The following is a 15031-nucleotide window of genomic DNA, read 5'->3' on the forward strand; positions in this document are numbered from 1 at the left end:
TTACCTTATAAAGGATGTGAGCTCATCGGTATAGAACAGATGCAGCTCGTGCATCGCTCTTGTACACGCGGTATAAAACAGCTTTCTCTCACTTTCTCGCCCGTAGTGCTCTTGATTTGCATTATGGATGACAACAGCATCAAATTCGACACCTTTCGCCAAATATGTCGGTATTACGATAATGCCTTTTTCGAAGGTCACCGTTTCTTTTTCGACAAGCCTCAGATTAGGCACATAAGCTTGCAAGGCGGCAAACGTCTGATAACTCTCTTCCGCCGTTTTGCAAATAACCGCTATCGACTGATAGCCCGTTTGAACCAATTTTTCAATTTGATCCTTGATCTTAGCGACAAGCTGTCCTTCATCTTCCGCTTTGGTAATCGTTGGCTCCGCGCCATCCCGGTTAAAGGGCTCGATCAGCCCGCCGCCTTCTATCATCCGGCTGGTGAAGGAAACAATCGGCCGTGTCGAACGGTAGCTTCGGGCCAATATGATCTTCTCAGTCTCTTCCTCGCTAAACAGCTCCGATAACGGCTCAAAACCGTTGCCTGATACCGCGTGCGCGAATATGGATTGGTTCAGGTCGCCAAGGACTGTCATCTTGCAATTGGGAAAAATCCGCTTCAGATAATGATACTGAAAAGGTGAATAATCTTGTGCCTCGTCAATGAAAAGATGCTTAACGAGCGTATTCGTATGAAAACCTTCCAGCTTTTCCTTCAAATATAGATACGGGGTGGCATCCTCGTAAAAAATTTGGCCGCCATCAAGCTTTGCCAGCGTCTGCTCGCTAATTTCGGCCCACTGTTCCGGAAGCTCCCCCCAATTGATCCGCGATTGCTGCAGCGTAGATTGGTCAAATAAACGCTTGTAAACCATCGGCACATCCAAAAACTTCAATCGCTTTACGCGTCTGCGCAGCTTTTTAAATTTCTCCTGCACGACCATCGCGGCCAAATAATCATGTTCCGCGTCAAAATCATCAAATGAATTGCCCGCAAACCGGTTTTTCCGCTGCAATTCTTCAAAGGCTTTCGCATAGGCCTCCTGATCGAGCAGCTCGATTTCCTCCTGAACCCAATCCTGATCGCGCTCTTCGCGGCTCAGCTTCGTCAGCTCCTTGAGCATCCATTCCGCCGTGCTGCGCATACGGTTCGCAATGGATATCGACCCGTCCAATTTATAAAACTGCTCCGAGATCGAAACCTCGCTAATTAATGTACGTCCCTTAAAGATAACTGCCTTAAAGGAAAGCCCGGCTTGACCAAGCTCTGCTGCGTAACTATCGATTAGATGCATAAAGTTAGCACCCGATTTATAAGTGATTCCGGCAATCCTAGCCTCGTAACCCTCATCGTTATGCGATGCCAATGTATATTCCATTTGTGAGAATGGATCCTCAAGCGCAAACGTTTTGCCCAGCCTGTGCTCTAAATATTGCTGATAGGTCGTTTGCTGCATGTTCTGTTCGCCAAGCTCGGGAAGTACTGTTGCCACGTAGCTGTTAAACATCGGATTCGGCGAGAACAGGACGATCTGATCCGCTTGAAGCATGCCCCTGTAACGATATAGCAGATACGCTACGCGTTGGAGGGCTGCAGAAGTTTTTCCGCTTCCGGCAGCACCCTGCACAATAAGCAATCTCGCGCGTTCGTTGCGGATAATCTGATTTTGCTCCCGCTGGATCGTAGCGACGATGTTTTTCATTTGTGCATCGGACTGCTTGCCAAGAACTTCTTGCAGCAGCTCATCCCCAATGGTTACTCCCGTATCGAACATGCTGCGGATTTGGGCGTCGCGAATAATAAATTGACGCTTGAGCGACATCTCGCCTTTTATCGTCCCGCTCGGCGTTTCATATTGTACCGGCCCCGGTCCGTAATCGTAATAGAGGCTGGAAACGGGGGCTCGCCAATCATATATGAGATACTCATAACCGCTTTCGTCAAGCAGCGAGCCTACGCCTAAATAAATAGGCTCTGATTTTTGTTGGCCTTGCTCGCTGATGTCGATTCGTCCGAAATAGGGAGAATGCTCCAGCTTCAAGAGTGTTTTTAGCTGCTCTTGTATATGCCGATGGCTTCTTTCGCGTTCCGACAGCACCTCAGCCTGCTGCTTCATGCTAGCATGCGACTCAGCCGATTCGGCTGCATCCTCAAAGTTCAGCGTAACATCATCCCAAAAATTGCGGCGTATATCGACAATATCTTCGTGCATGCCGCTAACTTGTCCGCGAAATTCATCTATCCTTGCCCGAATGATCTCGGTTACGCTTTCGACGCGATGCTGCTCTATCTGAAGCTGATCATCATGATTAGTCATTTTTATCACTCCTTAACCAATATGTAAGGCTGCTCAAATCATTCATGTACCGCATTTAAAACGGTATCAACCATTTTACCATCTTCTACTGTTCAAAGAAAATGCAAACGAAAAGTTATTGCCGGGCACTGTAGGAGCGTTTATAATGACAAAGGCAGAAAAGCAAGCCGTAAGGCACGCTTGAGGCGCAATCCGCGGTTCGAAAACTCCCGCGTTATCAAAACTAGGAGGTTTACGGCAGTATGTTTAATTTATGGTTCGGCGCGATCTTTATGCTCGCGCATTTTACGCTATTCCTGCTTTCTTACCGGTTTTTCGGGCGCATCGGCATTTATGCCTGGATCGGAATGGCTACCGTGCTAGCCAATATTCAAGTCGTCAAAACCATTGATATCCATGCTTTCGGCATGGTCATTGCCATTACTCTCGGCAATACGATGTACGGTACCATTTATTTGGCTTCAGACCTGTTGAATGAGAAATATGGCGAGAAAGCTGCGAAACGGGCCGTATGGTTTGGCTTTTTCACACTGATCGCTACGACCATTATTATGCAGATGGCACTCCTTTTTAATCCCCATAACGAACCCTTTCCTTTACAAGTACAGGGTGCATTGGAGACTTTATTCGGACTGATGCCGCGCATCGCGTTAGGCAGCCTATGTGCTTATTTGGTTAGCCAATTTCTCGATGTAAAGATTTATTCGGTACTTAAGCGTTTATGCCCTGCGCCGAATCAGCTTTGGATTCGCAATAATGGCAGCACAGCGGTAAGCCAGCTTGTAGATACATTCATATTTTGCACCATTGCTTTTGCGGGCGCACCCGGTTACGACAGCAAGCTCTGGCTTTCAATTTTCTTGTCGACATATGTCATAAAATTTATCGTTTCTCTTTGTTCGACACCATTTTTATATGTGGCAAGAAGTTTTGCATTCCGGGAAGACCATACCCTATAAGGCTAAAAAAAGCGGGATTGCCACTGCCAGGCATCCCGCTTTTTTTGTATCTTATTGCATAAAACCGATATCATCCAACATTACCTTGCCTGGACCACTCGTAAAACGGAACGTAATCCTTCTAATATCCTCTGCTTCAATTAACGACTCATCCGAGTTAAACTGCTTTAGCGGAACCGTGAAGGTTTGAAAAACAGGTTCCGTGGATTCTTTGTATTTCTTCTTTTTCATTCGTTCCTCGAGCCATGAGATGGTCATAAAAGCCGTATAGGAAGGCGGGGATACCGGCATGATTTCTTCTAGCAAAAGCTTGCTGCTCTCGCCTTCAGCGGTGGTAACCTTAATCTCAACCCCCGGGAGAGGAGGCAGCTCCGATTTCCCCTCATCGCCGTTACCCGGAATTTTCTTGTCTCCGTCACTCGAAATCAGGTCGCGTTCCAGGATCGCCAGAGAGAATACCAAATTGCCTTCTTGCAACTCTGCTGCTTTCAAGCCTGTATGAGATGAGAGCTCCAATTCGTATTCCGCTCCCGCCTTCTCCCATTCCAGTTCAATTCCCTTCGTGCCTTTATTCTTTCCGTCCCGGTCCTCCGCGTAGGTAATTTCCCATTCCGACATACCTGCAACGCTGGCCTTTCCTCCATCCTTCAGCGTGGTTTTTCTTTTTCCATCCTCATACCGTGCGATTTCAGTAAAAACCGAGGTTTCATAACGATTCGTATACACCGTGTCCGGAAGCCATTCCAACCCTGTTCGGTAATCCTCGAAAAGAGGACGGTAGCCCGCTTGGCCCAATAAAGTCGCTTGCAAAAACGCAGACACGTATACCTTGGAAATTTGCCGCTGCTCATCAGCCTTTAACAGTTCCTTGCGATTTAAGAACAAACCGCCAGGCGGACGCTCATCCATCCGTCCCCATTCCGAATTAAACTGACTATGGTTTGCATCCGCAATATAAAGCGCCGCTTTAAATTTATCCGATTGCTCCGGGAAAGTCGTACGGCTGTATTGACGGTCTCCGTAAAAGTTGTTTACGTCCGCGTCTCTTGCCCCTTGCAGCGTTAAATAGTTGACATCCGATAACCGCGCCGATTTATCGTCCACTTGTTTATCCGTTGGCGCAATCGCGACAACCGATTCGATATGCATGCCGTTTAAGCCCTTCAAGGATTGATCCTCTTTGAACCAGCGTTCAGCATCCGCTGCCATTGCAACGGCCTGTCCCCCACGCGAATGGCCGATCAAAGCAACATGGTCAAAGTCCACCTGTCCGCTAAAGAAATTCCCTTCTTCTTCGTTAAATTGTTTGATTTGCTGCAAATGCTTCAACAGCAGCCAAGCCCGTACCTTCATATCATTATTGGGTATGCCTGACCATACGGAATAATTCAAGAAATTCTCGTCAACCGAGACTGCGATTATTCCTTTGCTTGCAAGCAATTCTCCAAGATAAGCATATCCGCCATCAGAGAAATCCTCCATTAGATGATTCCCATGCACAATTAAAGCGATCGGAGAAGGCCCCTCCCCTTCTGGCATCCAAACGCGTCCGTTTAAGGGCAGCTCATGTTGGTCAAACCCCCAAAAACCCGTTTTCAGTTTTGACCATTTGCTGATATAAGCTGACGCATCGACCGATCGTGACAAGATGCCGATATCGTCTCCAAAAATCTTTCTGTGCTTGTCTTCCCCGCTCCCATAAGTAAAGGTCTGATACGTCAGCGGTCCGGGCTCGGCAGGGCTTGGCATGTCAAGCAAACCGCTCGTACCAACCAGTGAGATCGAATGGAATGCCTCTCTTTGAGGCACGGCAGCAGGCCCAGGCCAATCCAAACCGACATAGGCCGCTGCTGCCGCAAAAGCTAAACCAAGTCCGATCGCGGCCTTGCCCAGCGGCCTGATTTTCATTTTTAATAAAAAGCCCATTAAACCGCCTGCAAGAGCACCTGTAATTGTAAAAGCAAGGGAAAAGGCAACCGCCATAAAAACCCCGAGCTCGGCATAATACAAAATCAGATACGTCTCGACCGAAGCAAACGTCCATACGGCCAAGAGCCTTCGGGGAAAGGGCAAGTACATAAGGCTGTATAGGAATGACAACACCTTAGCGGCCACTTTCAATGCGAGTATGTTGACCATTAAAAAAACAAGGATATCAATACCCGTTCCAAAGCCGGTTGGCATGCCTAAAACAGCGGCAAGCAAAGCAAGTGACGCGAATAGAGCCGTACTTCCAGACGCGATTCTGGCCACAAAAAGGTCGCGTTCGTTCCGCATGGCATAACGCCCGGTTACCCATGTTTTTATTTTTTTCCACTTGCCGGTTTTCATTGGCGGCTGCAGCTGTTCCGCTTCCAGTATTTCTACTTCCATAAAGCACCCGCTAACGTGAGCCAGTTTCTACCTTCTCGCCGCTCGATTTCTACAGGCACGGAGAAAAAATCGCTCATTAGTTCGGATGTCAGCACTTCCGAAGTTTCATCAGCAGCAAAAACTTGGCCTTCCTTGATTAACAGCGTTTTTGTAAAGCATGGCAATATTTCCTCTACATGATGGGTAACATAAATAATCGTTGGCGCATCCTTCCCGCTTGCCACTGCAGCAATCATTTGCAGCAGCTGCTCGCGCGCGAATACATCCAGGCCCGTGCAAGGCTCGTCCAGAATAAGCAGCTTTGGCATTGCCATCAGAGCCCGGGCAATCAATACGCGCTGCCGCTCTCCTTGCGACAGCGTATCATACGTACGATACATTAATGCAGTACAGCCGAGTGTCTTCATCAGCTGTTCGGCTCGTTCATGATCCTCCTTGTCCGTCTGGTCATAAAGCCCGATCGTTGCAAATTTCCCGCTAAGCACTATTTTTATTGCGGTTTCGTTTCCGTAAAGCTTTTGCTGCAAGGATGTGCTTACCCAGCCGATCATTTTACGGAGCTCCCTCAAATCAAACTCCCCAAAGGTATTGCCAAGTACCGACATCCTTCCTTCAGTCGGCCATATATAGCCGTTAATCATATTCAACAAGGTCGTTTTACCGGAGCCGTTAAGCCCAAGCAGACACCAATGCTCGCCGCCTTTTACCTGCCAATCGATATGACGAAGAATTTGTTTGTCGCTTCGTTCCCAAGAAACATTTTGAATATCTATAATCATCGTCAGCTCTCCCGTCTGTTGACAAATGCCCATTCTTCAAATTTGACTTGGGTAATAATATCGCCCATTATAATAATACAACGTTTCCAAACAAGCCGGAACCGTTATGTCTTCCACTACAACTATACATATTTGTTATATCAGGAGTGAACTTGCATATGAAAACCAATCAATTAAAGCAATGGGCTCATTTTTTTCTTACTTATAAATTTGCGCTGGACGCCGTTGAGACCAAACTTAATATTTTGAACGAGGAATTTCAATTTATTCATGATTACAATCCAATCGAGCACATGAAGACTAGGATCAAAGCACCGGAGAGCGTCATACAAAAGCTTCAGCGCAAAGGCCTTGATATCACCCTTGAGGATGCAAAAGAGCATATTCGGGACATTGCAGGGGTTCGGGTCATCTGCTCCTTCTCAACGGATATTTATCAGATCGTTGACATGATCAGCAAGCAAAGCGATGTTCGTGTCGTAGAGCTCAAGGATTATGTAATTAACCCAAAACCTAACGGTTACCAAAGCATTCATTTGCTTATCGAAATACCTGTTTTTCTTACGGATAGAACGGAGAACGTGCTCGTAGAAATTCAAATCCGCACCATCGCGATGGATTTTTGGGCCAGCTTGGAGCATAAGATCTATTATAAATTTAATGAGCAGATTCCGCCACATATTCAGGAGCAGCTCAAAGGCTCCGCCGACATGATCCATTTGCTGGATCGGCAGATGCTCGCATTGAACGTCGAAGTGCAGAAGCACCGCGAGCAAGCTTTAAAATAAAAATAGAAGCTCCCACCGAAATTGCGGCGGGAGCTTCTTTTTATATTTAGGTTATCGCGTAATAAAAGGGCACGATGATTAAATTTAATGCCAATGCTATAAGTCCGATCGCCATAGACCAACCGCCGAGTCCCCGTGCGCCCTGCCGATATGCGATAAAGCCAAGCACAGCCGCTGTAGCTCCCATCAATACCGGCCAAATAAACCATGAGGCAATCGCAAATACAAGGGATACCCAGCCAAGCGCGAAACCGCCAGACCTTGCGTCTGTACGTTCCGATCTTTCCACATACCGGTCTTCTCTCCGCTCCGAATGCACCACTGGACTGCTGACCGCGAAATCAGCTGCCATTTCTTCATTAACATCAGGCAAGCGATCCGTCCCCACAACTGGATGGCTTGTGCGTGCTGATCGATCTCGTTCATCCAACAATTTTTTATAATCGTCTTCATAATTTCCCATCGATCATCACTCCTTTGGTTTAAAGGTTAAGCAGCATGTTGCTTTCGATTGCTCCGCTTGATCTTGGTGGAATAACCCTAGGCCATCAGCGAACTCTTCATTGAGATTGACAGCTGCGTGCTGATCGATTTCAATATTGATTGCACTCGCGCCGCAGTTATTGCCTTCTTTCCAAAAGCTGCAGTTGGCTACGCTACATGACACGCCTTTCGGCATAAAAAATCACCTCCACTATCAAGTTTCCCTGAGTGGAGGTGATTCATTCTGCCTTATTTTTGCCCTTGCATGCGGCGCTGCGTCATGTAGTCATTTTCGTAATAGGACAATTCGTCGCGCAGCTCTTCAAATATTTTGGAAACGCTAAGTACGATACCGCGTGATTCACGGTTTGGTTTAAAACGGAAACGGATGGCATCCTGACCGGTATAAGCATAACGGCCGTCTTCGGAATAACATTCGTTTTTCGGATAGAAAAACGCGCTTACGCAATGGTGGTAAACCTCATACAATACGCGTTCCGCATAATCAGTATCGAAATTGGGCCGTCTGAGCAAAACCCCCAGCTTTTCAACCGAGACTTCAGAAAACACCAATAAATGTCTCAAATCGGATAAAAGGCCTTTGTAAAACGTTTGGGCTTCTTCTCCATTATCCTCTCCGGTTAATTGGAGCAAAGCATTGTTATTCAGAAACGGTTCAAGCTGGTTTACCGCATCTTTTAGCTTTGTACGGGTTGATTCAGTTAGCGCTTTGACGTTAGCAGTTGGCATATAGGTAGTTCCCCTTTCATAATCCAAACACGCGTAAAAACTACAATCATTATTATCGTACCACAAATTACATTGAAGTGGTACTGGCGATTCACGGTTTCGTTCGCATATTTTCCGCTCAGGAATCCGAACCTATATATAGACTTTGCTCTAATCTAGAACGAACAATTGGAGGTTTCATGCATGCGTAGAAAATGGATTGGCGCCTTTACAATTTTAGCCTTGGCAGCTCTGCTTATACCTACCACCCCTTTATTCGCACCGAAAGATGTCAAAAAGGTGCCGCAAGCATCAAGCTTTTCCGCCAAGCGGGAGCATACGCTTAAAATGGCAGCCGTGCAGTCAGACATGAAAGCGACGGCTATGCTATGCGCGTCGGAATGCTCAAAAGATTTTCAAAAGCTTATGAACGCAAGCATGGGCTCGAAGGAAGAAGCTGGCCAGCAAATCAAGCATATGATGCATGAGCATATGCATATGAGCTACATTAGCTGGATATCGGGAAAACGAAGCGTAGACCGGGGCAAGCTGCCTGTAACAGAAAATCAACAAGCGGAACGCAATGTGAAAGAAGCGAAAGTTCAGGTAAGCAAAGGTGCCAAATACGAATCTGTTCCTTTTGCCGCTAAGGACGGCAGCCGTTATATGGTACTCGGCGTCCCCGATTCCAAGCATGTCGGCATCGGCGTTGTCGGAGTGATTAAGCAGGATATTTTAAAATCAGTCGAGAAGCATCAGATGCGCAACCTCAGATTAGTCCCTTATCCCGCCGAAGGAAATTATAAGATTGAATCGGTATTGCCGAATTCAACGATCGATACGACCGTTCAAAATGGCGAAGATAACGGAAACGCCAGCCATTACCATGTTCGCGATGTGGTCGTTCATTTTACTAAGCCGCTATCGGCTTCCGAGCTGGAGCGCGTCAAACGAGACATCAATGCGGAATCGATGAAGCAGGTCGGAGATACATTTATCTTCCGTTCAAGAAATTTGGAGACCGACCAGCTCGTTAAATATTTCAAGCAAACATGGAATACGGAATATACGGAGCCTCATTACCTATATTTGACGAATGAAACATCCGCTTCCATTAAACCGAACGACGCTCTTTACTCGGAATATCAATGGAATTTGCCTAATATTGAAACGGAAAAAGGCTGGAGTATCTCCAAAGGCAATGATAAGGTAATCATTGCTGTTCTTGACACGGGTGTGCAAAGCAATCATCCCGATTTGAAGGGTAAACTTATTGAGGGGACAAATATCGTCGATGAGAAAGCCGAACCGGATGATGACGTTGGACATGGTACTCATGTATCAGGTATCATTGGCGCAACCGTCAATAACAGCGAAGGCGTAGCCGGGCTTTCCTGGTACAACAAAATTATGCCTGTCAAAGTACTCGACAGCAGCGGCGCAGGCTCGACTTATTCCGTCGCGCAAGGCATCATTTGGGCAACGGATCACGGCGCCAAGGTCATCAACATGAGTTTAGGTAACTATGCTCAAGCAGACTTTCTGCATGACGCCATAAAATATGCTTATGAGCATGATGTCGTTATGATCGCAGCAAGCGGGAATGATAATACGGATCGCCCGGGCTATCCTGCTGCGTATCCGGAAGTTTTCGCAGTAGCGGCCACGGACAGCAATCACGAAAAAGCATCCTTCTCCAACTATGGCGATTACATCGATGTCGCAGCGCCGGGGGACAGTATCGCCAGCACCTATCCCGGTAGCCAGTACGCCGCATTGTCCGGCACTTCGATGGCCAGCCCTCATGTGGCTGCCTTGGCAGGCCTGATCCGCTCCGTCAATCCGGAGCTCACTAACGTCGAAGTCATGGAATTAATGAGGAAATCGGCGGTCGACTTGGGCGCCGAAGGCAAAGACGATAATTTCGGTTATGGCGAGATTGATATCGATAAAGCGCTACAAGCCGCATCCAAATTCGGCGGTACTTTGCAAACCTACCCCGATCAAGTGAAAAGAAGATTGGATCGCATTGTTTCCAAATATGCGAAATGACCTTTTCTAAGCACAATAAAGCACCCATCGCATGCGATGGGTGCTCTTTGTTTGTGTATTATCGTGCGGAAAGTTTGTCGTAAGCCGGGTTCTGTACTTCTGGTGGTCCAAACGGGAACGACCCTCCCACGATGAAGCGACAATCATCTATCTAGGCCGCACATTACTGTACGGCTCCAGCAACCAACCCGGACGCGCCTCAGGCTAAGGCTGCAGCTTAGGGGCTGCGGCGTCCTCTCGGTCTTGCTCCAGATGGGGTTTACCAGGAACGTAGTCACCTATGCTCCTCGTGGTCTCTTACACCACGGTTCCACCCTTACCTGTGCCGGCTAAAAGCCGGCCATCGGCGGTCCATTTCTGTGGCACTATCCTTCAGCTCGCGCTGACTGGACGTTATCCAGCATCCTGCCTTACGGAGCCCGGACTTTCCTCTCGCGGCAACAAGGCCGCCAGCGATTGTCTGTCAAACTTTCCTTGGCATCGTTAAGTATACAAGTATTTTTACAAAAGCTCAACCCTGAAACAACTTCCAGCGCCGATATTCTTTAAAAGTCGGTAAAGCGCCGGCGGAAAACCGTTAAACAAAAGTAAACGGCTCCGTATTCAATGATGAAGCAACGGCTTTCGTTTCCGTCTTGGTGCCCTCTAGCTGCTTATTCAACCAATCAGCAACCTTCTGCTTCATGACCTTCTCAATGTTATGGCCAGGGTCAATGATCGTCATCCCCGCTGCAAGGGCATCATGTGCGGTATGATAATCAATATCTCCCGTAATAAGCACATCCGCTCCAGCAAAAATCGCATGCCGCACATATCTTGCGCCAGAGCCGCCAAGTACGGCCGCCTTGCGTATGACACGATCAAGCGGCCCAACCACTCGGACAGCAGGAACGCCGAAAATGATTTTCGCTTGCTCCGCTAATTCGCCAAGCGTTGTAGGCTGCGCCAATTTACCGGTTCGCCCTAAGCCAAATGAACGTCCTTTCAAATCCATGGCGTAAAGATCGTAAGCAACCTCTTCATAGGGGTGGGCTTTAAGCATGGCCTGAACGGTTTTACGGTGGATGCTGTGCGGTACGATCGTTTCGATCCGAATCTCAGCCGCATGCTCAAGCTTTCCTTCCGCTCCAATGTAGGGATTCGTTCCGGCTCCAGGAACGAAAGTTCCCGTGCCTTTGATGTTAAAGCTGCAATTGCTGTAATTGCCTATTTCACCGGCTCCCGCTCGCCATATAGCCTCCAGCACTTGCTCATGATGACTCTCGGGCACAAATACGACAAGCTTGTATAGCTTATCGGTATGGACTTCCTCAAGACTCTGACGGTTTTCCGGTAATATTCCAACGAGGTCAGCCAGCCAGTCATTAATCCCGCCGTCGGCTACATCTAGATTAGTATGCGAAATATAGACCGCGATATCATTTTTAATAAGCTTCTCATATAAACGGCCTGCTGCGGTCGATGTATCCAGCTTCGCCAGCGGACGATATATAATGGCATGATGAGCAATAATGAGCTCAGCGCCAAGCTCGATCGCTTCATCGACTACCGCATCGGTAACATCCAGTGCAACAAGAATTTTATGGATCGGTTTATTCAATGTGCCTAGCTGCAGACCGATTTTATCATTCTCTACCGCATAATGCTTTGGAGCGAGCTGTTCCATGAGCTGTATTACGGTTTGTCCGTGCGCAAGCATTGTAAAACCTCCTTAATCACATGCATTTCCGTAAGAAATTGCTCGCGCTTAACCGCAGATTCCGCGAGATCTGATCCTGCAAGCTGTTCACAAATTCGCTCCAGCTTATTTAACTCATGATGCCACTTTTTGAATAGGGCCGGCTGCGGATCACGTAGAAGATACGGCCCCATTTGCATCAGAACCTTGTACAGTACCTTTTTATCAAATGAAAGCGCCAAAAAATGGCCGTTGTAAAGCTCGCTGCTCCGCGAATCAGCATCCTCCGCGCGTACAGCATGCATCACCTCGTAAATTTTGCCGTCTTCTTCAAGAATGCTTTCAGCCGTTAAAAACCAATGATGCTTGAGAAGCCATTGACGCACAACTTCTTCGCCTACATTAGGCTGCAGTACGAGCTCAGTGACGCCTTCCAGCTTCCCGGCCAATCTGCCAGCCTCCAGAATGTCACTCATTAAGCTTCCGCCCATACCGGCAATTGTAACGGTATCCGCTTCACCAGATTCTAATACATTTAGACCATCGCCTTGGCGAACCGTCAATCGCGAGGAAAGGCCTGCGTCAGCACTCTGCTTTTTTGCCGCCTCAAAGGGGCCTCGGTTTAATTCTCCCGCAATTGCCGAAGGACATCTGCCGCTCTGAAGCAAATAGACAGGAAGCATCGCATGATCGGAGCCAATGTCCGCCACGCGTGCTCCAATGGTTACGTAGTCCGCAATTTTCTGCAGACGTTTAGATAGTTTTAACATTATACAACCCACACCATCCATTGTTTTCGCATTGCGAATAATATTCCGCCGCCAATCGCTATTTTGGCTATTAGCTGCAGCTGCAGCCAAATGGCTTCATCCAGGAACATGACCGAATACAGCTCAGGCATAAACCATACCAATGCGCATGTTACGAAAAGAACGGCGGACACCGGCTTTGACCAGCGGTGTACAAACCAAGAACCCCATCCAAACAAACAAGCAATAGGCAGCCAATACAGCTGAATTTCATACCATTTCGAATCCACCATAAATTGTGACAGCAGCCACGCATAAACAAGTATTCCCGCAAGCCAGCCGCTTAAATGCAAAGCGGGTATACGCGCTGCTATCCCATATACGATCCAGAAGAGCGAACTAAATGCCAGCAGCCCTGTTTTCCAGCCCCATTGATCAAGGCCGTGAATATTGAGCATGTGGAGCCCTCCGCCCAGCAGAAGGAGCATGCCCGTACTTGTAATTGCTAATCCAGCTGCCTCATTCCGGCTCCGAAGCCGCTGGCCTATACGTAAAAAAACAACCGTCCCAAGAGCCACGACGGCCATTTGCAATAACGGATGAAATTCGTTAAAATAAAGCACAACAAAGGAAATTAAGGTAAAAGTTCCAAATGTAAGGAACCATTGCAGCCCTGTTGCCTTTTGTATGGCAGCAATGGCTTTCCCTACCGTATGCTGCTGTTGTTTGCCTGCAGGGACCGTATCTTGATCTGCGTATAAATTCATTAGAAAGTCACAGTACTGATCCGGCAGCAGCTTGCTTCGCCGCCAATGCTCGATTTCTTTCACGATAATTTGCCGACGGTCCTGATTCATAAAATCCAGCTATCCTTTCGGTCCCGACCTGCTCGGGCGCAAGTCCTTATGTATAAGGTTCTTTCTTTAGAAAAAAGACCTCGCTGCACGAGCAGAAAGGTCAATATGTTTATCATAAAGTTTTTATTCGAGAAAATCCTTTAACCGTTTGCTCCGGCTTGGGTGACGAAGCTTGCGAAGTGCCTTAGCTTCAATCTGACGGATACGCTCACGCGTAACCCCGAATACCTTGCCAACCTCTTCAAGAGTTCTTGTGCGTCCGTCATCAAGTCCAAAACGGAGACGAAGTACGTTTTCTTCCCTTTCGGTCAGCGTATCCAGCACGTCCTCAAGCTGCTCCTTAAGAAGTTCATACGCAGCGGCATCAGCAGGTGCAAGCGCTTCTTGATCCTCGATGAAATCTCCGAGATGAGAATCATCTTCCTCCCCGATCGGAGTTTCAAGCGAAACTGGTTCTTGGGCAATTTTCATGATCTCCCGAACCTTTTCCGTGCTTAGCTCCATTTCTGCAGCAATTTCCTCCGGAGTCGGTTCGCGCCCAAGTTCTTGAAGCAATTGACGAGAAACCCGAATCAGCTTATTGATGGTCTCAACCATGTGAACGGGGATACGAATCGTCCGAGCTTGGTCAGCAATGGCGCGAGTAATCGCTTGGCGAATCCACCATGTCGCGTAAGTACTGAATTTGAAGCCCTTTTGATGGTCAAACTTCTCAACCGCTTTGATAAGGCCCATATTCCCTTCTTGGATTAAATCAAGGAATAACATGCCTCTGCCGACATAGCGTTTTGCAATACTGACTACGAGCCGTAAATTAGCTTCCGCCAATCTCCGTTTTGCTTCTTCGTCGCCATTCTCAATCCGCTGTGCAAGCTCAACCTCGTCATCCGCTGAAAGAAGCGGAACCCGGCCTATTTCTTTTAAGTACATCCGTACAGGATCGTTAATTTTGATACCTGGCGGCAATGCAAGATCATCATCGAAATTAAAGTCGTCCTGCTCACGCTCTTGCTCTTCCCCTTGGGCAGCGAGTGGATTTTCTTCATCGTTTTCGTTCAGTACCTCAATCCCAAAATCATCGAGCTGTTCGAAAAATTCATCAATTTGTTCAGGATCCTGATCGAACGGAGCCAACTTATCCATAATTTCTTTATACGTCAAAGAAGACCTCTTCTTGCCTTGTTCGATCAATTGATCCTTCACATGATCCAGTTTTTGTTCGGTATCTAGTTCAGTATGTTGATCATTCGCCATGTTCCGAC

The 15031-nt window shown here is 47.5% G+C and carries 13 protein-coding genes and 1 other RNA gene; 3 read left to right on the forward strand and 11 right to left on the reverse strand.

Annotated features, from left to right (window positions below):
• On the reverse strand, positions 1 to 2322 hold the full coding sequence (helD, locus tag ACN6MW_RS01130) for an RNA polymerase recycling motor HelD (RefSeq protein WP_419873859.1): 2322 nt from the start codon (positions 2320 to 2322) through the stop codon (positions 1 to 3).
• Positions 2323 to 2564: 242 nt separating this feature from the next.
• Here helD and ACN6MW_RS01135 point away from each other — a divergent pair, with 242 nt between their 5' ends.
• Positions 2565 to 3281 (forward strand): queuosine precursor transporter, encoded by a 717-nt coding sequence (locus tag ACN6MW_RS01135; RefSeq protein WP_419873860.1) that lies wholly within the window; start codon positions 2565 to 2567, stop codon positions 3279 to 3281.
• A gap of 51 nt (positions 3282 to 3332) precedes the next feature.
• On the opposite strand, the gene ACN6MW_RS01140 is transcribed toward ACN6MW_RS01135, so the two are convergent.
• On the reverse strand, positions 3333 to 5654 hold the full coding sequence (locus ACN6MW_RS01140) for an alpha/beta hydrolase family protein (RefSeq protein ID WP_419873861.1): 2322 nt from the start codon (positions 5652 to 5654) through the stop codon (positions 3333 to 3335).
• Positions 5645 to 6433, reverse strand: coding sequence for an ABC transporter ATP-binding protein (locus ACN6MW_RS01145; protein ID WP_419873862.1), 789 nt, complete (start codon positions 6431 to 6433; stop codon positions 5645 to 5647). Before ACN6MW_RS01145 ends, ACN6MW_RS01140 begins: the two co-directional genes overlap by 10 nt.
• A 158-nt stretch (positions 6434 to 6591) precedes the next feature.
• Between ACN6MW_RS01145 and ACN6MW_RS01150 the strand changes: the two genes are divergently transcribed.
• A complete protein-coding gene (locus ACN6MW_RS01150) occupies positions 6592 to 7221 on the forward strand; it encodes a GTP pyrophosphokinase (RefSeq protein WP_419873863.1) in 630 nt (209 codons plus the stop codon).
• Between the two features lie 46 nt (positions 7222 to 7267).
• Here ACN6MW_RS01150 and ACN6MW_RS01155 read toward each other — a convergent pair whose 3' ends face one another.
• From ACN6MW_RS01155 to ACN6MW_RS01165, 3 genes are read right to left on the reverse strand one after another with little or no spacing between them, the layout of a single operon-like run.
• On the reverse strand, positions 7268 to 7684 hold the full coding sequence (locus ACN6MW_RS01155; RefSeq protein ID WP_419873864.1) for a DUF4190 domain-containing protein: 417 nt from the start codon (positions 7682 to 7684) through the stop codon (positions 7268 to 7270).
• 6 nt (positions 7685 to 7690) lie between these two features.
• A complete protein-coding gene (locus tag ACN6MW_RS01160) occupies positions 7691 to 7900 on the reverse strand; it encodes a DUF1540 domain-containing protein (protein WP_419873865.1) in 210 nt (69 codons plus the stop codon).
• 53 nt (positions 7901 to 7953) lie between these two features.
• Positions 7954 to 8454 carry a YpuI family protein gene (locus ACN6MW_RS01165; RefSeq protein WP_364149218.1) on the reverse strand — a complete coding sequence of 167 codons (501 nt, stop codon included), beginning with the start codon at positions 8452 to 8454 and terminating at the stop codon, positions 7954 to 7956.
• 183 nt (positions 8455 to 8637) lie between these two features.
• Here ACN6MW_RS01165 and ACN6MW_RS01170 point away from each other — a divergent pair, with 183 nt between their 5' ends.
• Positions 8638 to 10485 (forward strand): S8 family peptidase, encoded by a 1848-nt coding sequence (locus tag ACN6MW_RS01170; RefSeq protein ID WP_419873866.1) that lies wholly within the window; start codon positions 8638 to 8640, stop codon positions 10483 to 10485.
• Positions 10486 to 10550: 65 nt separating this feature from the next.
• Here ACN6MW_RS01170 and rnpB read toward each other — a convergent pair.
• From rnpB to rpoD, 5 genes are all read right to left on the reverse strand, one after another.
• Positions 10551 to 10957, reverse strand: an RNA gene (gene rnpB / locus ACN6MW_RS01175) — RNase P RNA component class A.
• Between the two features lie 105 nt (positions 10958 to 11062).
• Entirely contained in the window at positions 11063 to 12184 is a 1122-nt protein-coding gene (locus ACN6MW_RS01180) for a Nif3-like dinuclear metal center hexameric protein (protein WP_419873867.1), read from the reverse strand.
• A complete protein-coding gene (locus ACN6MW_RS01185) occupies positions 12160 to 12933 on the reverse strand; it encodes a tRNA (adenine(22)-N(1))-methyltransferase (RefSeq protein WP_419873868.1) in 774 nt (257 codons plus the stop codon). Before ACN6MW_RS01185 ends, ACN6MW_RS01180 begins: the two co-directional genes overlap by 25 nt.
• Complete coding sequence (locus tag ACN6MW_RS01190; RefSeq protein WP_419873869.1) at positions 12933 to 13769, reverse strand: hypothetical protein; 837 nt, start codon at positions 13767 to 13769, stop codon at positions 12933 to 12935. Before ACN6MW_RS01190 ends, ACN6MW_RS01185 begins: the two co-directional genes overlap by 1 nt.
• A 123-nt stretch (positions 13770 to 13892) precedes the next feature.
• Positions 13893 to 15023 (reverse strand): RNA polymerase sigma factor RpoD, encoded by a 1131-nt coding sequence (gene rpoD, locus ACN6MW_RS01195; RefSeq protein ID WP_053376806.1) that lies wholly within the window; start codon positions 15021 to 15023, stop codon positions 13893 to 13895.
• Between the last annotated feature and the right edge of the window lie 8 nt (positions 15024 to 15031).

This window comes from Pristimantibacillus sp. PTI5 (assembly GCF_048572955.1).
GTDB lineage: Bacteria > Bacillota > Bacilli > Paenibacillales > Paenibacillaceae > Pristimantibacillus.